Source organism: Pseudomonas sp. NFXW11, from assembly GCF_049887815.1.
Taxonomy (GTDB): domain Bacteria; phylum Pseudomonadota; class Gammaproteobacteria; order Pseudomonadales; family Pseudomonadaceae; genus Aquipseudomonas.
Window position 1 is genome coordinate 94,853 of sequence record NZ_JAGEKI010000017.1, and the last position, 20,889, is coordinate 115,741.

Consider the following 20,889-nt stretch of genomic DNA (forward strand, 5'->3'; position numbering starts at 1 on the left):
GGTGTAACCAGCCATCAGCGATGACTCTCGGGAGTTCACTGTGGAGAGGCCGAATAAGGCTTGGTGGGGTGATTCAACATTGGGCCAGCGCCCGCAGTGGCCAATGAAAAATGTAACTCCGTGTCCGGGCTGATTGACCCCAAACTCTCTGAACGATCTGGCCAGCAGTGCTGGCCCATCACACCAGCCCCCTCCTCGCTGAACGACATGCCCCGAAACATAACTCCAGACACACAATTCAACCTGCGTTATGATGCGCCTGGAGTTATAAAGCACCTCTCACCCCGATAAGGAGATGGAGGTGCAAAGCATACAGTTGATCAAGGAGCTTGAAGCTGCTGGCTAGGTGCTGGAGCGAGTCACTGGCAGCCATCATCTGTTCAAGCATCCTTACCGGCCCAACACCGTTCCGGTGCCTCACCCGAGGAAGGATTTGCCACGGGGTACGGTCAGGGCCATCAAGAAACTGGCTGAACTGATCTAGCTCCCGCCACCTTCGCACCTATTGAGGAGATCCCCGTGCAATATCCCATCTGTATCGAGTGGGGCGACGAACACACCGCCACAGGCATCCAGATTCCTGATATTCCCGGTGCAGTCACCGCCGGCGACAGCTTCGAGACCGCCTATAGTGCGGCCATCGAGATTGCCCACGTCATGCTCGAAGAGCTGGCCCGTGCAGGGCACGCCATTCCCCTGCCCTCTCCCACCCGCAAGCACCGCGCCAACCCCGATTTCGAAGGCATGGGCTGGGGCATGCTGGATATCGATATCGCGCCTTACCTGGGCAAGACCGAGAAGGTCAACGTGACCCTGCCGGGTTATGTGATCCAGCAGATCGACCGCTTTGTGCGAGAGCACAACATCAAGAGTCGGTCGTCCTTCCTGGCCGATGCCGCGATGGAAAAGCTCGGGCGCTGAAAGCTGCTGCAGAGGGCAGGCTGAGGGGTGTGAGGGCGGTTGTGGTTGCTGCGCAACCAAGCGGGAGCAAGCTCCCTCGCCACAAGGGCTTGTGGCCTGGAAAACAGCTGGGGCTATCCAGCCTCAGTGGCCACAGCCCAGCAAACCATAAGCCAGGAACATCAACAGACCATCGCCTTGGCTTTGGCTTTTGATCTGCCTGTCCCTTCAGGAGGCCGAACGCAGGCGTTGCGTAGGGGGCAGCTCGGCATGGATGCCGAGCTAGCCGCAAGGGCGAAACCGCCAGCAGCCACACCCGCAACAACGAATATGTACACCAGGAATCACAAACAACCAGCGGTCGAACGTGACTGCGCATCATCGTTGAAAAGCTTCGCTGGCAAGCCAGCTCCTACAGAGGACGGCAAAGCGACTCGGCCCCAAATCAATTTACACTTTTGAACTCAAAGTACTCTTTCATCATCTCGAAGGGCTGCTTCATATCCACACCCAAGAAACCCAATACCTCAAAAAACCACGACAGGTTATCCCCCAGGACAGACATATCCTCCTCATCATTCGACAGCAGACAAATGGCCAACCGCGCCATCAATATCTCCCGATCATGAAACTGCCGAGCTGCTTCTTTCTCATCGATTTTTGCCCACCAGCCCGAAACTTGCGCCTTGCATTGCCCAATAGGAATTTCCCCGGCGACATAGTCTCTCGCCAGACGCAAAGGATCATGCTCGCAACCAGAGAACTTGAAACCCAACTTATCCAGAACCTTGATCAAGAATCCAATCTGGTGTTTGAGCGCGGTGGAATTGTCAGTTGCCCGAACAATTGAAGCCATATTGTATTTCTTGAATTCACTTGGATTCATGCATCAACCTTAAAATATTGCTGCGCGATTCATCCATCTACGCAGGATTGCCTCAGATGCTGCTGACAAATCTACCTATCGACACAAAACCCTTGAAATTACTGCTGGGCAATCCAGCCCTCAAACTCAGCAGCTTCCAAAGGAGAGTTAATTTCCTTGATCCAATGGATTTGCGTCTCTGGGTCGATACTGTCGGTAACCGAGAAAGCGAAAATCACGCCTTCCAACTCTGTCTTTCGCAACTCTTTAAGGGCGTCCACGCACAGACTAAAAACATGATAACGATACTTAGTGAACTCAGCCCCTTCCGGTGCTGACTGAGAGAATCGCAGCATATCCTTGGAAATATCGTCAAAAAACTCGACCCCGACACTTTCATGACTCCACTCACCAGGGCTCCATTTAAAATAAAATGGATCTTCAGGATACTCAGCCTGCATCTTCGCAAGATGAGTTCTACAGTTGAATGCTGGAGACAAGGAAGTAGCATCAGAGTCGGAGTACAATGCAAAACCGCAAACTTCAGAGTCTGGAATTTCCCTTTCAACTTCAATGATTGCCTGACGCGCAGCAGTTACAACCCTGCTGCGAAAATCATCGACATCAAAGACAACCATATTGCTACTCCTTACAACAATAAGTTAATTGTCTCGCCAACAACGTGCTGCCTCATGCGACGACAGAAGCCCTTCTTTATGCGAGGAAAGCGCCTGTAGCACCGGCATCCGCCAATGCAAACAGCAGCCCCTCCACCGCTTCTCCTGGAACCGACCCCAAGTCAATCTTGACCCTGTAGCCTTCCTCCGTCGCCTCCGGGTCCGACACAAAATGCACCACCCCTTGCAGCCCTTCCGCAGTCGGCGGGTTTTCATCCTCCCCATCGAACCACTCGAAGAACCAGCCCCGAATCACTTCGCAGGCCTGCTCCAGGCTCAAGCCGCGCACCTCCAGCGGCAACCAGTCCCAGCCAAAGGGCGAGATCGCCACCGCCATCTGCTCAATGGCAAAGCGCACCGGTTCAAAGCCCAACTCGGATTCGGAATCGACCTGCAGCGCTTCCCCGGCAGCCGCCCCCTGCCCGGCAATCACATCCACCCGGCACGGCGTGGCCAAGGCCCCATCAACCGCCAACGCACCGTCACTGTTGCGGTAGGCCGGCTCAACATGCGCCGCCCCTTCTGCGGCGGCACGCGCCAGGGTTTCAACATAGGGTTTACGGATGGCGACAAGCAGTTCGCTGACGGTCATGGATCTGATGACTTCCTTGGCATAAGCCCGTCGATGGATCGACCTTCGACGGGAGGGTGATGGGTGACTGAAAGGTCGGCGCAATAATGGAGGCAATCAGGTGCCCATGAAAAGCAGATAAAGCTTCGCTGAAGCATCTGGCCAGCGATGCGGCCTATCGTTTCACCGAGGTGCGGAAGGTGATTCAGTGGCGAACCGGGCAAGAGTCCTGAACACCCTGCTTACTTTTGTGCCGACTGACAAAAGTGAGTCGCCGTAAGGGCGAAACCAATAGCCGCCGTTACTACGACAACGGATATATACACCCAGAACCACAAACAACCAGCATGTCGAAAGTGACCCCGCATCATCGCTGAAGAGCTTCGCTGGCAAGCCAGCTCCTACAAGAGAACACCACACCTGCCCGGCATCTCTCACCGCAGCAACAGATATGCCCCCCCAAAAGAAACCCATACAATGCCCTCCCCGCCCCCTGAAGGATCAGACATGTCCATCACCAACCCAACAGTCATCGATATCTGGGCAATCCCCAAATCCGAGCCCGACAGCCTGCTGTTGATCATGGTCGACCCCCTCGAATGGGGCGACGAAGCGGCACACAGCGAACACCTGCTCCTGCTGCAAGAGAAGATCAACACCTACATCACCTTTATCGAAAGTGACGAGATCTACAGCGAAATTCCCGACGCCTGCGGCAAGCAGCTGATTATCCGAGTACTGGGTTTGCACGAACTGCCCGAGCAAGTCGATTGGTTTTTCAAACGCATTACCGAGATCCTCAATGACCGGAACATTGGCTTCGATTTCGAGCTAAAAGTGAACGAAGAAGCGCCCCACCTGTAGCCCAGCACCTGCGCGCTGCCCGATCGAGCAGCGCGCAGCTGTACTTCATACGGGCTGAATCAACGCCCGATTAAGCGCAATCAAGTCCACATGTTCCTCATAGGAAAAGCCCTCGATCACCTCTTGCAGGTGCACATGCTCGCGCCCATTCGCCGCCATTTCGTGTGCCGCATCGATCAAGAACAGACCCAGCGCCCTGAGTGTTTCCGGCTCGGCGAGAATTGAAATCTCATCCAGCTGAATGCTCTGGTCACTGCCCACTGCGGTTCCTTGAACGGTGAATGTCTTGAGCTTTTCCAAAGGTCGAATTCCTTTACCCATAGGTCATTGTCAAATCGAGACTGTCTGCACGCTTTGACCGAAACCCACTACTGCAAGGGCACATAAATATCCGTCTGCCACTGCTCCAGCGGCGTCTGCGGATAAATACTCAGGTACTCGAAGAACAGCGGCTGATCCCGCAACTCCTCGCCACTGCTCGGCAGCCAATCGCGGTAGATCGGGTAGATGCTCTCACCAATATGATCCGGCGAGCCCACATGCCGCACCACCGCGTAGCGGCCACCGGCTATCTGCAGCTCGCGAATACCCGCCTCATTGGCGGCCACCGCCTCATGAATCTCGCCGCAGATGGCAAAGCGGAATTCCTCCGGCGGTGTGGTATCGGGGTTGTTGAAGGGAATGCCAAAACTGCGACTCGACGCCACCGGCGACTGCCCGCTCTGCATCCGCCAATCGATAAACCTGCGCACACTTTCATCGACCTGCCCGGGAGGCCCGTAGTGCTCCAGCGCTGCAACCCGGGTGTCGGCAAAGTCCACGATTCGTACCTGCATGATGATGCTCCTGGAAAAATGAGGGATAGCGAATACCGCATTCCAGACCTGCCAGTTCGGCTGCTTCCTGAACCCACTCGGGCTCATGCCGAACGCCCGCCTGAATGCCCTGGAAAAGGCCTCGGGGCTTTCAAAACCGGCGCCAAGCGCGGCGTCCAGCACCGAGTAATCCGCCAGGGAAACCAGGCGATGGGCCGCACCGCGCAAGCGCATCAGTTGCACATAACGTGAAACCGGTACGCCGACGAAGGCAGTGAATTGCCGATGGAAGTGAAACGCCGAAAAGTTCGCCACCTGGCTCAAGGTTCGCACCGACAGGTCACCTTCAAGGTTGCCATCGATGTAGGCGAGCACGGCGTTGAAGCGTTTGGTGTAGGCAGCGTTGATCGGCAATTCAGACACTGGGCACAGACTCCGGGAATTACGGTAGGCGAAGGATTGACCATGCCGGGGTGAACGCGCCTAGCCGCACTTGCTCAAGCTACGCAGAGGTTGGCCAGTGTAGCCACTTCCAGGATGTCGCTGGGCTTTGCCACAGCCCGGACTGATATGATTTTTTTCAATATGATTGCATATGGATTTTTATTGTGTCATTTATGACTGCGCCGATCACAGGAAAGATCCACCGCGCCACCCTGGATGGCGGGCACCCGTTCCCCCAATGCCCCCTGGAGTCAACAAGATGAACAAGACAGAACTTCTAGGTGCTTTGCTGCTGTGCGCGTCCAGCTTCCTCGCCCATGCCGACGAAGACAGCCTGCGTATTGGTATCGAAGCCGCCTACCCGCCCTTCTCCTTCAAGACCCCCGAGGGCAAGGTCAGCGGTTTCGACTACGACATCGGCAACGCCCTGTGCGCAGAAATGAAGGTCAAGTGCGAGTGGGTGATCCAGGAATTCGACGGCATGATTCCGTCGCTCAAGGTGCGCAAGATCGATGCCGTGCTGTCGTCGATGTCGATCACCGAAGACCGGATGAAGTCGGTGGACTTCAGCAAAAAGTACTACCACACCCCGGGCAAGCTGGCGATGAAGGCCGGCAGCCAGATCAACGACCCATTGCAGGACCTCAAGGGCAAGAAACTCGGCGTGCAGCGCTCCTCGACCTACGACCGTTTTGCCACCGAGCAACTGGAACCCGCAGGCGTGCTGGTGGTGCGCTACGGCTCGCAGAACGAAGCCTTTCTCGACCTCGCTTCGGGGCGCCTGGACGCCACCCTGGCGGATATCGTCAACACCAACGAGAGCTTTATCAAGACGCCTGCGGGCCAGGGTTTCGCCCTGGTCGGGCCGGATATCAACGACCCGAAATACTTCGGTCGGGGCGCCGGGATTGCCGTGCGCAAAGGCGACAGCGCCAACCTGGCGCGGCTCAATGCGGCAATCGACAGCATCCGTGCCAACGGCACGTACCAGCAGGTGATGGCCCGCTACTTCGCGTTCGATATCTACGGCGAGTAAGCCTTGGTTGAGCCCCGGCGCCGGCTGCTTGCTGGCGCCCCCGGGGCTTGTGTTGCGCGCCTCGCGGCGCTCGCTTGAGGAACTTCATCATGCTCCACGGCTACGGACCGAGCATTCTCGATGGCGCCTGGCTGACCATCAACCTGGCCCTGACTTCCATGGCCCTGGCAATTGCCCTGGGCCTGATCGGCGCGGCCTTGCGCCTGTCACCGCTGAAGTGGCTGGCGCTGCTCGGGGAAAGCTACACCACCCTGATTCGCGGCATTCCAGACCTGGTACTGATCCTGCTGATTTTCTATGGCGGCCAGGACCTGGTGAACCGCGTCGCCCTGGCACTGGGCTACAGCCACTACATCGACATCAACCCCTTTATCGCCGGGGTCTGCACCATGGGTTTCATCTTTGGTGCCTACCTCTCGGAAACCTTTCGCGGCGCCTTTATGGCGATCCCCAAGGGGCAGGCCGAGGCTGGCCTGGCCTACGGCATGGGCGGCGCCCAGGTGTTCTGGCGCATCCTGGTGCCGCAAATGATCCGCTTCGCCATTCCCGGGTTCACCAACAATTGGCTGGTGCTGACCAAATCCACCGCGCTGATTTCAGTGATCGGCCTGCAGGACATGATGTTCAAGGCCAAGAACGCCGCGGACGCCACCCACCAGCCCTTCACCTTCTTCATTGCGGTGGCGGCGCTGTACCTGCTGCTTACCAGCCTGTCCCTGGTGCTGCTGCGCGGCCTGGAAAAACACTACTCGGTCGGCCTCAAAGCCGCCGAACTGTGAGAGGAGTCGCCCCATGATGCTTGACTACCAACTGATCTGGGACAACCTGCCGCTGTACCTCAACGGCGCCGTGCTGACCCTCAAGGTGCTGCTGATTTCCCTGGCCCTGGGCTTGCTGCTGGCGCTGCCTTTGGCGTTGATGCGGGTGTCGCGCTCGCCGCTGCTGAATGCCCCGGCCTGGCTCTACACCTACGTGATTCGCGGCACGCCGATGCTGGTGCAGCTGTTCCTGATCTACTACGGCCTGGCGCAATTCGAAGCGGTGCGCCAGAGCCTGCTCTGGCCTTACCTGTCCAGCGCGACCTTTTGCGCCTGCCTGGCCTTTGCCATCAACACCAGTGCCTACAGCGCCGAGCTGCTGGCCGGCAGTTTGCGCGCCACCCCCGCCGGCGAGATCGAGGCCGCCCGGGCCATGGGCATGTCGCGCCTGACCCTGTACCGGCGCATCTTGCTGCCGTCGGCCTTGCGCCGGGCCTTGCCGCAGTACAGCAACGAAGTGCTGATGATGCTGCAAACCACCAGCCTGGCTTCCATCGTCACCCTGGTGGATATCACCGGCGCCGCGCGCACGGTCAGCTCGCGCTTCTACCTGCCGTTCGAGGCGTTTATCACCGCCGGGCTGATCTACCTGGTCCTGACTTTCATTCTGGTGCGTCTGTTCAAGCTGGCCGAGCGCCGCTGGCTGGCGTACCTGGCACCGCGCAAGCACTAAGGAGCTGCTATGGAGCACATTCAATACCTGTTGCCCTGGAGTGCATCGGGCACCGAACGCCGGTTGAGCCTGCTGCGCTTTGGCAGTGGCAGCCGCAAAGCCTATATCCAGGCCTCGTTGCATGCCGATGAGTTGCCGGGCATGCGCGTGGCCGTGGAACTCAAGCGCCGCCTGCTGGAGCTGGAAAGCCAGGGCCGCCTGACCGGCGTCATCGAGCTGGTGCCGATGGCCAATCCGCTGGGTATCGCGCAAATGTTCCAGGCCACCCACCAGGGGCGCTTCGAGTTCTCCAGCGGGAAGAATTTCAACCGTGATTTCCCGGAGCTGTTCGAGCCGGTCGCAGCAGAGCTGCAAGGGCAATTGGGTGATGACGCCGAGGCCAACGTTGCGCTGATCCGCCGCACCATGGTCGAGGTACTGGCGAGCATGCCGGCCTGCGCCTCGGAACTCGACGGCCTGCGCCGCCTGCTGCTGCAGCACGCTTGTGACGCCGACCTGGTGCTAGACCTGCACTGCGATTTCGAGTCGGTGATGTTGCTGTACGCCATGCCGCAGCACTGGCCGCGCCTGCAAGCACTGGCCGCACGCCTCGGCGCCGAGGTTGCCCTGCTGGCCGAGGATGCGGGCGGCAGTGCCTTCGACGAAGCCTGTGCGATTGTCTGGCTGCGCCTGGCCGAGCACTTTCCCGAAGCCAATATTCCCCTGGCCTGCGCCGCCACCACCATCGAACTGCGCGGCATGGCCGACACCGACCGCGAGCCCTGCCTCGACAGCGCCCAGGCGATTCTTGGCTACCTCGCCGAACAGGGCCTGATCGACGGCGACTGGCCCGCGGCGCCCCCCAGCCACTGCCAGGCCATGCCTTTTGCCGGCGCCCAGTACGCCTATGCGCCCCATCCCGGGGTGGTGAGTTTTCTGCAGCCCGTGGGGGCGCAGGTCAAGGTCGGCGACCCGCTGTTCGAAGTCATCGACCCGCTCAGCGACCGTCACAGCCTGGTGCGTGCCAGCGTCGACGGCATTCTCTATGCCCGCGAACGGCTGCGCTTTGCCCAGCCCGGTCTGTGGCTGGCCAAAGTCGCCAGCGCTACCCCCATTCGCCAGGGTCGCTTGCTCAGCGACTGATTCCGGAGAGTTCACAGCATGTACAAACTTGAAATTCAGGACCTGCACAAAAGCTACGGCGCGCACCAGGTGCTCAAGGGCGTGTCGCTGCAGGCACAGGCCGGTGACGTGATCAGCCTGATCGGCTCCAGCGGCTCGGGCAAGAGCACCTTCCTGCGGTGCATCAACCTGCTGGAGCAACCCAATGCCGGCAGCATCCTGCTCAATGGCGAAGCCCTGAAGCTGGTGGCCAACAAACACGGCGGGCTCAAGGCCGCCGAACCCAAGCAGTTGCAACGCATGCGCTCGCAGCTGTCGATGGTGTTTCAACACTTCAACCTCTGGTCCCATATGAGCGCCCTGGACAACGTCATGGAAGCCCCGGTGCAGGTGCTGGGCCTGAGCAAGCAGGAGGCCCGGGAGCGGGCCGAGCACTACCTGGAGAAAGTCGGCGTGGCGCACCGCCGGCACGCCTGGCCGGGGCATATGTCCGGTGGCGAACAGCAGCGCGTGGCGATTGCCCGGGCCCTGGCGATGGAGCCCCAGGTGATGCTGTTTGACGAGCCGACCTCGGCGCTCGACCCCGAGCTGGTGGGCGAGGTGCTCAAGGTCATGCAGGACCTGGCGCAGGAAGGCCGCACCATGGTGGTGGTGACTCACGAAATGGGCTTTGCCCGGGAGGTCTCCAACCAGTTGGTGTTCCTCCATCAGGGCCTGGTGGAAGAACGCGGCGCGCCTCGCGATGTGCTGGCCAACCCGCAGTCCGAGCGCCTGCAGCAGTTCCTTGCGGGCAGCTTGAAGTAAAGTCGCCACGCCAGCGCTCGGTGCAGCCCCGGCGAGGCCGGCTTCGGATACACTCCAGGCCATCTCGCCAGGGCACCAGGCACAGCCCTTCTCTCACCTTCAGCCACTGTTGAGCCGGATATGCCAAGCCCATCGAAAGACACCACGGTCTACGCCGCGCCGGTGATGCGCAAACTGTCGGAAATCGTTGCCGAGCTGCCGCCTTCCCTGCGCAAGGTGGCGGACTTTATCCTGCGCCACCCGCTCAAGGCCGCGACCCTGACCATCGAGGAAATGGCCCAGGCCACCCTGACCTCGCCCGCCGCCGTCAACCGCCTGGCCAAGGCCCTGGATCTTGGGGGCTACAGCGGCATGAAGGCCGAGCTGGTGGCCACCTTGCAGCAGATGGTGTCGCCGGTGGACAAGCTGCGCAACGAACTGGCCCAGCGCCCGGGCGGCGCCTTCGGCCTGCACGAGCAACTGCAGAGCGCCAGCAGCAACCTAGCCACCGCTGCCACCAGCAACCATGCCGACAGCTTCGACGCCTTCATCAGCCGCCTGACCAGCGCGCGCAAGGTCTACATCCTGGGGTTCGGCAACAGCGTCTACCTGGCCGGGCTTGCCGCCGCCACCCTGATGCCGTTCTGCGCCGACGCCACGGCCATCAGCATGGAAGGCGGCAATGAAAATGCCGCCTACCGGTTGGCGGCGATCACCGCTCAGGATGTATTGCTGGCGATCTCCCTGCCGCGCTACTCCCAGGACACCTTGCAACTGGCGCGCTTCGCCATTGAGCGCGGCGCCGTGGTGCTGGCGATTACCGACTCCCCCGCCTCGCCGCTGACCGCGATTGCCGAGCACACCCTGTTCGCGCCCTGCGATCACCCGGTGCTGACCAGCTCCAATATTGCCGTGCTGGCGTTGATCGAAGGGCTGGTTGCCGGGGTGATGGCGCGTAATGAAAAGGCGGTGAAATTGGCCACTGAGCTCACGGAAAGCGTGATGTCTTATTTGCATATTCCGGGTCAGGGGAAGGTGCTGAAGAAGTGAGGGTGTGGTTTTTTCTTTGATGCTGGTTGCGGGGACATATCCGTTATTGCGGGTAGCGAGGGACGGAGTACATATCCGTTGCCGCGGGTGTTGCGGCTATTGGTTCCGCTCTTACAGCGGCTCACTTTTGTCAGTCGACACAAAAGTAAGCAAAAGGTCTTGCCCCCGCATACGGCCCCTCGCCTAGGCTCGGGGTGCCCTCGCTCCGGCATCGCTCCGGGGGCGCGCCGCCACAGGCCATCCATGGCCTGGGGCGGCTAGCTCGGCATCCATGCCGAGCTGCCCCCTACGCAATGCCTGCGCTCGGCCTCCTGAAGGGGCAGGAAGATCAAAAGCCAAAGCAAAAGCCAGGGCAAGAACCAAGCGCGTTTTACGCGCTTATCGTAGGAGCCGGCTTGCCGGCGAAGAGGCCTGTAAGCCATGCATTGATTCGGCCGACGCCTTCGCGGGCAAGCGGAACGCCGCCCGGCCAGCGCCTACAGAGAGAGGACGAGGCCGTAAGGCCAAAGTTTGCTCTGGTTCTGGCTCTTGATTTTGAACTTAGCGGCCCCGTTAACCACGATGGCCGCACGCAGGCATTGATCCGTGGGTAACCCGGCAGGACGCCGGGTTAGCCGCACTGGGCCAGGGATGGCCCATTGCGGCGGCCCACGGATCAATGCCGGAGTGCGGGCATGCCGAGCCTTAGCGAGGCACCGAGTGGAGGGGCAAGACCTTTTGGTTCCTTTTGTGTCGACTGACAAAAGGGACTCGCTGTAAGAGCGAAACCAATAGCAGCCGTAACCGCAGCAACGGATATGTACACCCAACCCCAGCTTTGCGCCCGCTGCGCGGTCGAGCGGGAGCAAGCTCCCTCGCCACAGTAAGGGCGTGCACTGCCTGCTTTTCTCCAGGCAAAAAGGGCATGCCCTGCCTGCCTTTCTTCAGGCATAAAAAAAGCGGCTACCCCCAGGTAGCCGCCTCTTTCAAACGCTGGCAGTAACGCTTATTTCGCCAACTTGTAGGCAATGATGTAGTCGCCCATCTTGGTGCCCAGCGAACCGTGGCCACCCACGACCACCAGCACATACTGCTGGCCATCCTTGCCGGTGTAGCTCATCGGCGTGGCCTGGCCACCCGCCGGCAGGCGCGATTTCCACAGTTCCTTGCCGTTCTTCACGTCATAGCCGCGAATGTACTGGTCCAGGGTGCCGCTGAGGAAACCCACGCCACCACCGGTCACCATCGAACCGCCCATGCTCGGCACGCCAATCGGCAAGCCGATCGGAATCGGCGAGCTGTCGCGGCTGGTGCCGTTCTTGTGCTTCCACACCACCTTGTTGGTGGTCAGGTCGATGCCGGCCACATAACCCCAGGCCGGAGCCTGGCAAGGCACGCCCAGAGGCGACATGAACGGATGCATGATCACCGCGTAAGGCGCGCCAGTGTTGGGTTGCACGCCCGAGGTCTCGCTTTCGCGCTTGCTGTCGGCAGCCACTTCGGCACGCGGCACCAGCTTGGAAACGAAGGCCATGTAGTTCGGGCTGGTGAACAGCAGCTGGCGCACCGGGTCCAGGGACACGCTGCCCCAGTTGAACACACCCACGTTACCCGGGTAGATCAGGCTGCCCTGCACCGAGGGCGGGGTGTACTGGCCTTCATAACGCAGTTGCTTGAACTGGATGCGGCACAGCATCTGGTCGAACGGTGTGGCGCCCCACATGGCTTTTTCGTCCAGGGGCGGGTTCAGCAGGTTGAGGTCCGAGCGGGCCTGGGTCGGGGCGGTGTGGTCGCCTTCCACTGCGCCGGTAGGGGCCGGCACTTCATGGATCGGCACGATCGGGGTGCCGTCGCGACGGTCCAGCACGTACAGGCTGCCTTGCTTGGTCGGCTGAATCAGCGCCGGCTTGACGCCATCGGCGGTCTTCATGTCGAGCAGGGTTGGCTGGCTGCCCACGTCCATGTCCCACAGGTCGTGGTGAGTGAACTGGTAGTTCCAGCGCAGCTTGCCGGTGTCGATGTCCAGGGCCACGGTGCCGGCGCTGAATTTCTCTGCGCCTGCAGTGCGGTTGCCGCCCCATTGGTCAGGCATCTGGTTGCCCAGTGGCAGGTAGACCAGGCCCAGCTTCTCGTCGACGCTGGCCAGGGACCACATGTTCGGCGAGTTGCGGGTATAGGTCTTGCCTTCCGGGAGAGGAGCGGTTTCGTCGGGGTTGCCCGAATCCCAGTTCCATACCAGGTGACCGTCGTGCACGTCGAAGGCGCGGATCACCCCGGACGGTTCGTTGGTCGACTCGTTGTCGGTGACGTGACCGCCGATGATCACCAAGTTGCGGGTGATGGCGGCCGGCGAGGTGGAGTAGTAGCCGCCCGGGGTGAACGGGCCGATACCGGCCTTCAGGTCCACGGCGCCTTTGTTGCCGAAGTCTTCACAGACCTTGCCGGTGTCGGCGTTGATGGCGATCAGGCGCGCATCGGCGGTGGGCAGGAACAGGCGACGCGGGCAACTGGCGGTGATCGCCTGGCCGGCGGGGGACAGAGTCGCCGGACGGCTGATGGCGTCGGATTGGGCGTAGTTGGCTTCGTCGTAGTACGACACGCCACGGCAGGTCATGTGTGCCCAGCCACGGAAGTCGTCGCCGTTGGGGCCCTGGATCTGTGGGTCGAAACGCCAGATTTCCTTGCCGGTGTCCGGGTCGAGGGCCAGCACCTTGCTGTGGGCGGTGCAGGCATAGAGCATGCCGTTGACCTTCAGCGGGGTGTTCTGGTTGGTGATTTCCACCGGGTCCTTGGCGGTCGGCATGTCGCCGGTGCGGATGCGCCAGGCTTCTTGCAGCTTGCCGACGTTGGCCGGGGTGATCTGCTTCAGCGGCGAGTAGCGGTCGCCGAATTCGCTACGGCCATAGGCCTGCCATTCACCGTCGGGCATGGCCGGGGCGGTGCTGGCCATGTCGGCGCTGTCGCGGCCCAGGTCGCCGGAGATTTCCCCGGGGTTGGTGAACTGGCTGCCAATGGCGGCACCACCGGCCAGGACCACGGCCACGCTGAGGGCGGCGGTGCCCATCGGCGCCGGGCCGTCACGCAGTAGCGGACGGCGGAACCACGGCAGCAGCAGGACCACGCCCAGGGCGAACCACAAGGACAGGCGCGGCACCAGCTGCCACCAGTCCAGGCCGATTTCCCACAGCGACCACAGGGTGCTGGCGAACAGCACCAGGGCATACAGCCCCAGTGCCGCACGTTTGCCGGCCAGCAGCAAGAGTCCGGTCAGGGTCAGGCCGATACCGGCCAGGACGTAGTACAGCGAGCCGCCGAGCAGGCTCAGCTTGATGCCCCCGGCCAGCAAGGCCAGGCCCATTAGCAGCAGCAAGATGCCGAGCAGGCTTGGCAGCAAGCGGCTCGGAGTGGAAGCACCCTCAGTGCTCATAGTGTGGTTCTCCGTGACGTTAAGAGTGGACCCGCGCTTGTTCACTGTAGATGACGATCAGGCGCGGGCTTGGTTCAGCTGAAAAGGGTAAATCGACTGTTCTGTTGCCTTGGGGGCTTCAGAACGAGCTCTGGATCTTGATTCCGCCGATCAACGCGTCATCCACCTGGCTCACGCCACCGGGATGGCGGATGTACTGCAGGTTGGGGCGCACCGTCAGCCAGTTGGCCAGGTGCACGCCGTAGTACAGCTCGGCGCTGTATTCGGTGTCCTGGGGCGGCAGGTAGCCGGGGTTGTCGTAGTCGTAGAGGGCGCGGGCCTGGTTGCTGGCCTGGGCGTTCTTGCGGAACGCCGGGTTGACGTGGACCCGGGCCAGGGCAAAGCCGATGTCGTCTTTCGCCCGGGCATCGAACAGGCCCTTGTAGACCAGGCCGGCCTGGACGTAGTTGTCGATGGCGTTGGTCTTCTTGTCATGGGCGGTGAGGTTGGCGAACAGGCTCAGGCCGCGGGAGTGGTCGCTGGCCAGGCTGGTGACCTGCTGCTGCGCGCCCAGCCACAGGCCGTGCTTGCTCGAGCTGCTGCGGTAGGCCTCGCCGGTGAGCGCCGCAGGCTGGCCATTGCCATCCTTGTACACATCCGTGGCCTTGGCGCTGCTGTAGTAGTAGCCGGCGCGGTATTCACCGGCCAGGCCGTTGAGCTTGGGAGTCCACACCAGTTCCACCGGCAACAGGGTGCCCTGGGTGCCGCTGCCGCTGAGCTTGAATCCGTTGTCGCGGTCCAGGTTCGAGGGGTTCTGCTCGTAGGCGCCGATCTGCGCGTAGAGCTCCGGGGTCAGGTGGTATTTGACCCGCAGTGCCCACTGACTCACCGGCCAGTTGTACCAGACACTGCCGGCCCAGTTGCCCACCTGGGAGCCGCAGAACGCCAGGTTCTGGAAGTCGCAGGGGAAGCTGTTGAAGTCTTCGCCCTGGCCAAAACGACCGGCCTTGATGTCGAGCTTCTGGTCGAAGAATTTCTGCTGGTACCACATCTGCGTCAGGCGCCAGGTCTGGCCGCGGCCCCAGACTTCCTGGGCCGAAGTGAAGCCGCCGACCCGCGGGTCGTTGATCCGGTCGTTGCTGATGTTGTCGCCGTCGCGCTTGGTCACCGTCAGTTGGAACTCGGCATCCTTCCAGCCAAGGATCTTCTGCAGGTCCAGGTGGCTGCCGAAGGCGAACTGGTCGCTGTAGCGCGCGGTGCGATCGTGGTTGTAGCCGCCGTGCAGGTTGGAACCCATCTCGCCGACGTAGTCGATCTTGAAGTCGTAGCCCTTGTTCGCCAGTTCGCTGCGGGTGCCGTTCCAGTCGCCGAGCATCCACGGTGAGTCGCTGTCGAAGGCCGGGGCGGCCTGGGCGCAGGCGGCAAACCCCAGGGCGCCGAGCAGGCTGAGGGTCTTGGGCAGGGCAATGGACGTCAGGACAGCGCTGTCTTTGGCGCGCTGAAGAAGGGGCATAGGCATTGGAATGGGTCTTTTTCTAGGAATAGGCAGAAGCAAGGGCAGGCTGCGTGGCCTGGATCAGGCTTGATCGAGCTGGCATGCCGCTGATTTCAAAAGGAAAGATGAAGCGTTTCAGCTTCAGGGTGCGAAGGATAAAGCGCCGTCTCATCGAGAGAAAGCGCTTTTATTGACATGAACAGTTTCTGATTCGGTAACAGTCATTGTGCCGCTGCGCCTTCAGCGAGCGGCGGGGGCCTCGGCGGGCGCCGGCTGCTGCCGGGTGTAGCTCAGTACAAAGTGCGCCGCCAAGCCGAAGATCAGCCCCCAGAACGCTGCGGCCAGGCCGAGGAAGCTCATGCCCGAGGCGGTCACCAGAAAGGTGATCAGGGCCGCTTCGCGCTGTTTCTCATCGGCCATGGCGCCACTCAGGCCGCTACTGATGGCGCCGAACAGGGCCAGGCCGGCCAGGGCCGCGATCAACTCCTTGGGCAGGGCGGCGAACACCGAGGCCAGGGTGGCGCCGAAGATGCCCATCAGCAGGTAGAACAGGCCGCAGGCGATCCCGGCGACGTAGCGTTTGTTCGGTTCCTCGTGGGCTTCGCGTCCGGTGCAGATGGCCGCGGTGATGGCCGCCAGGTTGATGCCGTGGGAGCCGAAGGGCGCCAGCAGCACCGAGGTGATGGCGGTCCAGGACACAATCGAGCGCGCCGGGGTGTTGTAGCCGGCGCTGCGCATCACGGCCATGCCCGGTACGTATTGCCCGGTGAGGGTCACCAGGGCCAGGGGCAGGCCGATATTGACGATGGCGTGCCAGCTCCACTCCGGGGCGATGAAGATCGGCTGTGCCACGGCCAGGGTGATGGCGCCACCGTTGAATTCACCCAGGCCCGCGGCCACCGCGCATCCCACCAGCAGCACCGTGAGGATCGCGTAGCGCGGCAACAGGCGCTTGCCCAGCAGGTAGGCGGCGAGCATCGCCAGCACCAGCGCCGGTTGCAGGGTCAGGGAGGTGAACAGGCCGGCGCCGAAGCGAAACAGGATGCCCGCCAGCATGGCCGCGGCAATGGCCTTGGGTAGGCGGCTCATAAGCTTGTCGAAGGCCCCGGAGAAACCGATCACGGCGATGATCAGCGAAGCCACCACATAGGCGCCAATGGCCTGGGGCAGCGACACCGTGGGCAGCATCGACACCAGCAGCGCCGCACCCGGGGTGGACCAGGCGGTGATCACCGGCACCTTCAGGCGCCAGCTCAGCAGCAGGCCGGTGAGGCCGCTGCCGATGGAGATCGCCCAGATCCAGGACGACACTTGAGCGTCCGGCAAATGGGCCTCGCGGGCCGCCTGGAACACGATGATCAGGGGGCCGGCATAGGAAATGATCACGGCGATCAGGCCGGCGATCACGGCGGAGAGGGACAGGTCCTTTCTGAGGCTGGGCATGGCATCTCGACTGGCGTGGGGTGGGGAAGGATTGATTCGATTTCGGTGGCGCTGGGCGAGTGTATTTCAATAAATTGAATCGATTCAATTGTTGTGTGCTTGCGAGGTGCTCTGTTTAGTCTTGAATAGGCGCATAAATCTATTTAAGTGACTGATATATAAGTTATTTATTGTTTAGTGAAAAATTCTCAGCAGCGCCTTCGATCTTTTCATTGGTCATTTTTATCGATTCAATTCAGGTATTGAGTCGATGCTCTGGAGGCCGCTGGCGCTGTGATATGCTGCGCCGCACTTCAATGCAGCCGAGGGTCGTCAGCCTCCATGTGGGTTCCCCAGTTAAGCGAGTTCAATCAGCCGGTCTACCTGTCCATCGCCGATGCCCTGGCCCGGGATATCGGCAGTGGCTTGCTCAAGGAGGGCGACCGTTTGCCCACCCTGCGCGAATTGGCGGTGACCCTGAATGTCACCCCTGGCACCATCAGCCGCGCCTACAGTGAAGCCCAGCGCCGTGGCCTGGTGCAGGGCGAAGTGGGGCGGGGTACCTATGTGCTGGGGCAGGCGCCGCAAGGGGTGCCGGAAGGTTCCGGCGCGCCCTCCCTGGCCCTGGGACAGTCCGAGGCCCTGGACCTGTCCATCATCAAGCCCTACAGCGAAACCCTGGAGTACTGGCTGCGCGGCGCCCTGGTGGGCATGGCCCGCAGCAGCGACTTCGGCCGGGCCCTGGACTACGCCCCCGACGGCGGCCATCCGGCCCATCGCGAGGCCGGTGCCCAGTGGCTGCGGCATTCCCTGCCAGGCGCCCAGTGGCAGCAGGTGGTGCTCACCGCCGGCGCCCAGCACGGGCTGCTGGTGGCCATCAGTGCCTTGAGCAACGCCGGTGACCTGGTGCTCTGCGAGTCCTTGAGCTACCCGGGCATCATCTCCGTGGCCCATGGCCTGGAGCGGCGCCTGCGGGGGGTGGCGATGGACGAGGAGGGCATGCTCCCAGAAGCCCTGCGCGAGCAGTGCCTGCGGGAAAAGCCGGCGCTGCTGGTGTGCGTCGCCAGTTGCCAGAACCCCACCACGGCGATCATGTCGCCACGGCGCCGGGCGGCGATTGCGGCGATTGCCGAGGAATTCGATTTCCTGATCATCGACGACGACATCTACGGCTTTCTTGTCGCCGACCCACAGATCAAGCCCTTGTCCAGCTATGCCCCGGAGCGCTCGGTGTACCTCACCAGCCTGTCCAAGGCGATCATGCCGGCCTTGCGCATCGGCTATCTGTACAGCCCGCCGAAGCTGTTGTCGCGCCTGAGCTCGATGGTGCGCAGCAGTGTGTGGATGCCGTCGCCGTTGACCGCGCAACTGGCCAGCAATGTGCTTGTCGAGGGCCTGGACCGCAAGCTGGTGCAGACCCAGCGCAACGAGGCGGCGGCGCGCCAGGCGATTGCCCGGGAAGTGTTTGCCGGTTTGCAAATGCAGACCCAGCCCCACAGCTATCACCTGTGGCTGACCCTGCCCGAACCCTGGACCGGTGACGAGTTCGCCACCCTGGCCCGGGCCAATGGCGTGCTGGTGATGAGCGGGAGCCAGTTCCAGGTGGAACGTGACGCCCGCTCGCGCTGTGTGCGGGTGGTGTTGATGTCGCCCACCACTCAGGACGAGTTGCGATTCGCCCTGACTCAGCTGGCCAGCCTGATCGAGGCCGATCCGCGGCGTTATCGCTAGCGCTTTCGCCGGCAAGCCGGCTCCTACAGGGGCTGACTTAGAAAGTGGTACGCAAGCCCACTTCCACACTGCGCCCGGCTGCAGGGGCAATATCCCGCAGGATCGAGCTGGCGTAGCGCACGGTCTGGTTGGTCAGGTTCTCGCCCTTGACGAAGGCCAGCCACTGGCTATGGCCAATATCGAAGCGATAGCCGGCACTGGCGCCAAAGGTGGTGTAGCCATCGGTGGTGCTTTCGTGGTCCGGCACTCGCCCCTGGCTGGCGGCGTGTTGTACGTCCAGGCGTGCCTGCCAGCGATCCAGTTCCCACAGCAGTCCGCTGTTCAAGCGCAGGGGCGCTATGCGTGGCAGGTCCTGGCCGTTGTCGAGGTTCTTGGCCCGGGTGTAGTCGCCGGACAGTTCCAGGGCGAACTTGCCGTAGGCGCCTTCCCCCAGGGCCCAGCGATCTTGGGCTTCGACCCCGGTGAAACGTGCCCGCACCCCTTTGTAGGCGTACTCGGGAATTCCTGCAGCATCCTCTTGCCCTTCATCGTTGAGGGTACGCCCCGTGCCCAAAAGGCCGATGTAGTTGGAGAAGTGGCTGTAGAACACCCCGACGCTGCCTTTGTGGGTGCCGTTGTCGAAGCGCAGGGCCAGGTCGCTGGACACGGCTTTTTCCTTGGACAATCCGGCGTTGCCCACTTCATAGGTGCCAGTGGCGACGTGGGCGCCATTGGCATACAGCTCGTAGAAGGTTGGGGCGCGTTCGGTGTAGCCCAGGGTCGCGGCCAGGGACCAGACCGGGGTCAGGGTATAGACGGCGCCCGAAGACAGGCTGCCGGCGGTGAAGCTGCTGGACTTGTCGGCCTGGGCAAAACGCTCGTTGCCCTTGGCGCTCGGGTCTACGCGGGTGTGTTCCAGGCGCCCGCCGAGGCTGAGTTTCAGGCGCTCGCTGGCTTGCAGTTCTTCGAGAATGAACAGCGCGCCGCTGTTGGTATCGGTCTGCGGCACGAAGGCCTCTTCACCGAGGGCGGAGAACTCGTTGCGATTGACCTGGGCGCCAACCACGCCCTCCAACGGGCCGATGGGCAGGTGCCGGGCCTCGACTCGCGCCTCGTAACCTTTGTTCTTGAAGGTGGTGCCGGTCTCGCCGCCCTCGATTTCCCGGTGTTCATAGTCGGTGTAGCCGGCGTTGAACTTGATCGAGCTGAAGGGCCCTTGCAGGTTGCGCAGTTCCGAGGCGAAGGCGTAGTGATCCTGCTTCATGCGGATGCGCACGTCTTCTTCGGCGGGGGAGCCATAGTTGGAGTCGTAGTTGCTGTAGGACAGGCCGGCGTAACCGTCATCCCAGGTGTAGGAGCCGCCAATGGCGCCGCCGTCCTGGCGGCCGTCGCTGTTGCCCAGGCGGCCTTTCTTGCCATCGCCCTCTTCACTGGCCGGGGCGTGGCGGCTGCGGGCGTAGCCGGGAATCTTCAGGTCGTTGAACTGCCGCGAGTTGGCGTCCAGGTGCAGGGCGAAGGTGCCATCGCCGGCTTCCAGCTTGCCGGCGCTGCTGCGGGTGGTGTCGGCGCCGCCGTAGCGCAATTCACCGGCACCCTGGATGCCGTCGATGGCTTCGGTGGGAATCCGATTGTCGAAGCTGTTGATCACCCCGCCAATGGCATTGCCGCCGTACAGCAGGGCCGCCGGGCCGCGCACTATCTCGATGCGCTCGACATTCACCGGGTCCAGGGGCACCGCGTGGTCGTAGGACAGGGACGAGGCATCCAGTGCGCCGACGCCGTTTTGCAGAATGCGGATGCGGTCGCCATCCAGGCCGCGAATCACCGGCCGGCTGGCTCCCGGGCCGAAGTAGGACGAGGACACCCCCGGCTGTTTGTTCAGGGTTTCACCCAGGCTGCCCTTTTGTTCCAGGGTCAGTTGGTCGCCTTCCAGCACCGTACTCGGCGCGGCCAGCTGGCTACTGCCCAGTGGGTTGGCGGTGATCACTTGCTGGGGCAGTTCCAGGGCCTGGGCCTGGGAAGCGATCAGCACAGCGGCAGACAGCGGCGATAGGCGCCACAGCAGAGAGCGAGAAGGGCGAGGGACAGAGAGGGACATCGGCAATTCCTTGGCAAGCGTTGCGCAGCGCGCTTTGAGTCAGAAAACAGGCGAGACACGGAAGGTGTCTGGAGGCGAGTGAGTTGTTATGTGTTGATACAATATAACATCACTTTTATTTCTAAAAGCCAGGAACTTTTCATCGCGCCTGCCCAATCACCTTGGCGCGTGCCGCCGACTAG

At 61.9% G+C, this 20,889-nt stretch carries 19 protein-coding genes; 10 read left to right on the forward strand and 9 right to left on the reverse strand.

The features are described from left to right. The first annotated feature begins 346 nt into the window (after positions 1-346). Both J4P02_RS23695 and J4P02_RS23700 read left to right on the forward strand, forming a co-directional pair. The gene (locus tag J4P02_RS23695) at positions 347-484 is read left to right on the forward strand and encodes a type II toxin-antitoxin system HicA family toxin (protein WP_426194809.1); all 138 of its coding nucleotides are present in this window, start codon (positions 347-349) and stop codon (positions 482-484) included. A gap of 35 nt (positions 485-519) precedes the next feature. Continuing rightward, on the forward strand, positions 520-921 hold the full coding sequence (locus tag J4P02_RS23700; protein ID WP_047290264.1) for a type II toxin-antitoxin system HicB family antitoxin: 402 nt from the start codon (positions 520-522) through the stop codon (positions 919-921). A 424-nt stretch (positions 922-1,345) separates the two neighbouring features. Here the strand turns inward: J4P02_RS23700 and J4P02_RS23705 are convergent, their stop codons facing one another. The 3 genes from J4P02_RS23705 to J4P02_RS23715 all read right to left on the reverse strand — a co-directional run bounded on the left by J4P02_RS23705 (position 1,346) and on the right by J4P02_RS23715 (position 3,034). Further along, complete coding sequence (locus J4P02_RS23705; RefSeq protein ID WP_426194811.1) at positions 1,346-1,786, reverse strand: hypothetical protein; 441 nt, start codon at positions 1,784-1,786, stop codon at positions 1,346-1,348. A gap of 98 nt (positions 1,787-1,884) precedes the next feature. After that, on the reverse strand, positions 1,885-2,403 hold the full coding sequence (locus tag J4P02_RS23710) for a DUF4303 domain-containing protein (protein WP_426194813.1): 519 nt from the start codon (positions 2,401-2,403) through the stop codon (positions 1,885-1,887). Positions 2,404-2,479: 76 nt separating this feature from the next. Further along, a complete protein-coding gene (locus J4P02_RS23715; RefSeq protein WP_426194815.1) occupies positions 2,480-3,034 on the reverse strand; it encodes a hypothetical protein in 555 nt (184 codons plus the stop codon). Between the two features lie 486 nt (positions 3,035-3,520). On the opposite strand from J4P02_RS23715, the gene J4P02_RS23720 reads away from it, so the two are divergent. Further along, complete coding sequence (locus tag J4P02_RS23720) at positions 3,521-3,877, forward strand: DUF6572 domain-containing protein (RefSeq protein ID WP_426194817.1); 357 nt, start codon at positions 3,521-3,523, stop codon at positions 3,875-3,877. 45 nt (positions 3,878-3,922) lie between these two features. Here J4P02_RS23720 and J4P02_RS23725 read toward each other — a convergent pair whose 3' ends face one another. Beyond that, positions 3,923-4,177 (reverse strand): Imm32 family immunity protein, encoded by a 255-nt coding sequence (locus tag J4P02_RS23725; protein ID WP_426194820.1) that lies wholly within the window; start codon positions 4,175-4,177, stop codon positions 3,923-3,925. A gap of 68 nt (positions 4,178-4,245) precedes the next feature. Then, positions 4,246-5,115: an AraC family transcriptional regulator gene (locus J4P02_RS23730; protein WP_426194822.1), complete on the reverse strand. Its 870-nt coding sequence runs from the start codon at positions 5,113-5,115 to the stop codon at positions 4,246-4,248. Between the two features lie 280 nt (positions 5,116-5,395). Here J4P02_RS23730 and J4P02_RS23735 point away from each other — a divergent pair, with 280 nt between their 5' ends. The 6 genes from J4P02_RS23735 (at position 5,396) to J4P02_RS23760 (ending at position 10,597) form a co-directional block, all read left to right on the forward strand. Further along, the gene (locus J4P02_RS23735) at positions 5,396-6,172 is read left to right on the forward strand and encodes an ABC transporter substrate-binding protein (protein ID WP_426194824.1); all 777 of its coding nucleotides are present in this window, start codon (positions 5,396-5,398) and stop codon (positions 6,170-6,172) included. A gap of 89 nt (positions 6,173-6,261) precedes the next feature. After that, positions 6,262-6,951 carry an ABC transporter permease gene (locus J4P02_RS23740; protein ID WP_426194826.1) on the forward strand — a complete coding sequence of 230 codons (690 nt, stop codon included), beginning with the start codon at positions 6,262-6,264 and terminating at the stop codon, positions 6,949-6,951. Positions 6,952-6,964: 13 nt separating this feature from the next. Then, complete coding sequence (locus J4P02_RS23745; RefSeq protein WP_426194828.1) at positions 6,965-7,663, forward strand: ABC transporter permease; 699 nt, start codon at positions 6,965-6,967, stop codon at positions 7,661-7,663. Positions 7,664-7,672: 9 nt separating this feature from the next. Continuing rightward, a complete protein-coding gene (locus tag J4P02_RS23750; protein ID WP_426194830.1) occupies positions 7,673-8,785 on the forward strand; it encodes a succinylglutamate desuccinylase/aspartoacylase family protein in 1,113 nt (370 codons plus the stop codon). Between the two features lie 18 nt (positions 8,786-8,803). Then, the gene (locus J4P02_RS23755) at positions 8,804-9,568 is read left to right on the forward strand and encodes an ABC transporter ATP-binding protein (protein ID WP_426194833.1); all 765 of its coding nucleotides are present in this window, start codon (positions 8,804-8,806) and stop codon (positions 9,566-9,568) included. A gap of 120 nt (positions 9,569-9,688) precedes the next feature. Continuing rightward, complete coding sequence (locus tag J4P02_RS23760) at positions 9,689-10,597, forward strand: MurR/RpiR family transcriptional regulator (RefSeq protein WP_426194834.1); 909 nt, start codon at positions 9,689-9,691, stop codon at positions 10,595-10,597. Positions 10,598-11,582: 985 nt separating this feature from the next. Here J4P02_RS23760 and J4P02_RS23765 read toward each other — a convergent pair. The 3 genes from J4P02_RS23765 to J4P02_RS23775 all read right to left on the reverse strand — a co-directional run bounded on the left by J4P02_RS23765 (position 11,583) and on the right by J4P02_RS23775 (position 16,920). After that, on the reverse strand, positions 11,583-14,003 hold the full coding sequence (locus J4P02_RS23765; protein ID WP_426194836.1) for a glucose/quinate/shikimate family membrane-bound PQQ-dependent dehydrogenase: 2,421 nt from the start codon (positions 14,001-14,003) through the stop codon (positions 11,583-11,585). Positions 14,004-14,121: 118 nt separating this feature from the next. Further along, positions 14,122-15,495, reverse strand: a complete 1,374-nt coding sequence (locus tag J4P02_RS23770; RefSeq protein ID WP_426194940.1) for a carbohydrate porin — start codon at positions 15,493-15,495, stop codon at positions 14,122-14,124. A 222-nt stretch (positions 15,496-15,717) separates the two neighbouring features. Beyond that, on the reverse strand, positions 15,718-16,920 hold the full coding sequence (locus J4P02_RS23775) for a benzoate/H(+) symporter BenE family transporter (protein ID WP_426194838.1): 1,203 nt from the start codon (positions 16,918-16,920) through the stop codon (positions 15,718-15,720). A 321-nt stretch (positions 16,921-17,241) separates the two neighbouring features. On the opposite strand from J4P02_RS23775, the gene J4P02_RS23780 reads away from it, so the two are divergent. Then, on the forward strand, positions 17,242-18,630 hold the full coding sequence (locus J4P02_RS23780) for a PLP-dependent aminotransferase family protein (RefSeq protein ID WP_426194840.1): 1,389 nt from the start codon (positions 17,242-17,244) through the stop codon (positions 18,628-18,630). 37 nt (positions 18,631-18,667) lie between these two features. Here J4P02_RS23780 and J4P02_RS23785 read toward each other — a convergent pair whose 3' ends face one another. Then, the gene (locus tag J4P02_RS23785; protein ID WP_426194842.1) at positions 18,668-20,707 is read right to left on the reverse strand and encodes a TonB-dependent receptor; all 2,040 of its coding nucleotides are present in this window, start codon (positions 20,705-20,707) and stop codon (positions 18,668-18,670) included. Positions 20,708-20,889: the final 182 nt, after the last annotated feature.

Coding starts and splice junctions, on each gene's coding strand:
- J4P02_RS23705 (WP_426194811.1), bottom strand. CDS start 1,786: ATGAATCCAAGTGAATTCAAGAAATACAATATGGCTTCAATTGTTCGG.
- J4P02_RS23710 (WP_426194813.1), bottom strand. CDS start 2,403: ATGGTTGTCTTTGATGTCGATGATTTTCGCAGCAGGGTTGTAACTGCT.
- J4P02_RS23715 (WP_426194815.1), bottom strand. CDS start 3,034: ATGACCGTCAGCGAACTGCTTGTCGCCATCCGTAAACCCTATGTTGAA.
- J4P02_RS23720 (WP_426194817.1), top strand. CDS start 3,521: ATGTCCATCACCAACCCAACAGTCATCGATATCTGGGCAATCCCCAAA.
- J4P02_RS23735 (WP_426194824.1), top strand. CDS start 5,396: ATGAACAAGACAGAACTTCTAGGTGCTTTGCTGCTGTGCGCGTCCAGC.
- J4P02_RS23740 (WP_426194826.1), top strand. CDS start 6,262: ATGCTCCACGGCTACGGACCGAGCATTCTCGATGGCGCCTGGCTGACC.
- J4P02_RS23745 (WP_426194828.1), top strand. CDS start 6,965: ATGATGCTTGACTACCAACTGATCTGGGACAACCTGCCGCTGTACCTC.
- J4P02_RS23750 (WP_426194830.1), top strand. CDS start 7,673: ATGGAGCACATTCAATACCTGTTGCCCTGGAGTGCATCGGGCACCGAA.
- J4P02_RS23755 (WP_426194833.1), top strand. CDS start 8,804: ATGTACAAACTTGAAATTCAGGACCTGCACAAAAGCTACGGCGCGCAC.
- J4P02_RS23760 (WP_426194834.1), top strand. CDS start 9,689: ATGCCAAGCCCATCGAAAGACACCACGGTCTACGCCGCGCCGGTGATG.
- J4P02_RS23765 (WP_426194836.1), bottom strand. CDS start 14,003: ATGAGCACTGAGGGTGCTTCCACTCCGAGCCGCTTGCTGCCAAGCCTG.
- J4P02_RS23770 (WP_426194940.1), bottom strand. CDS start 15,495: ATGCCCCTTCTTCAGCGCGCCAAAGACAGCGCTGTCCTGACGTCCATT.
- J4P02_RS23775 (WP_426194838.1), bottom strand. CDS start 16,920: ATGCCCAGCCTCAGAAAGGACCTGTCCCTCTCCGCCGTGATCGCCGGC.
- J4P02_RS23780 (WP_426194840.1), top strand. CDS start 17,242: ATGTGGGTTCCCCAGTTAAGCGAGTTCAATCAGCCGGTCTACCTGTCC.
- J4P02_RS23785 (WP_426194842.1), bottom strand. CDS start 20,707: ATGTCCCTCTCTGTCCCTCGCCCTTCTCGCTCTCTGCTGTGGCGCCTA.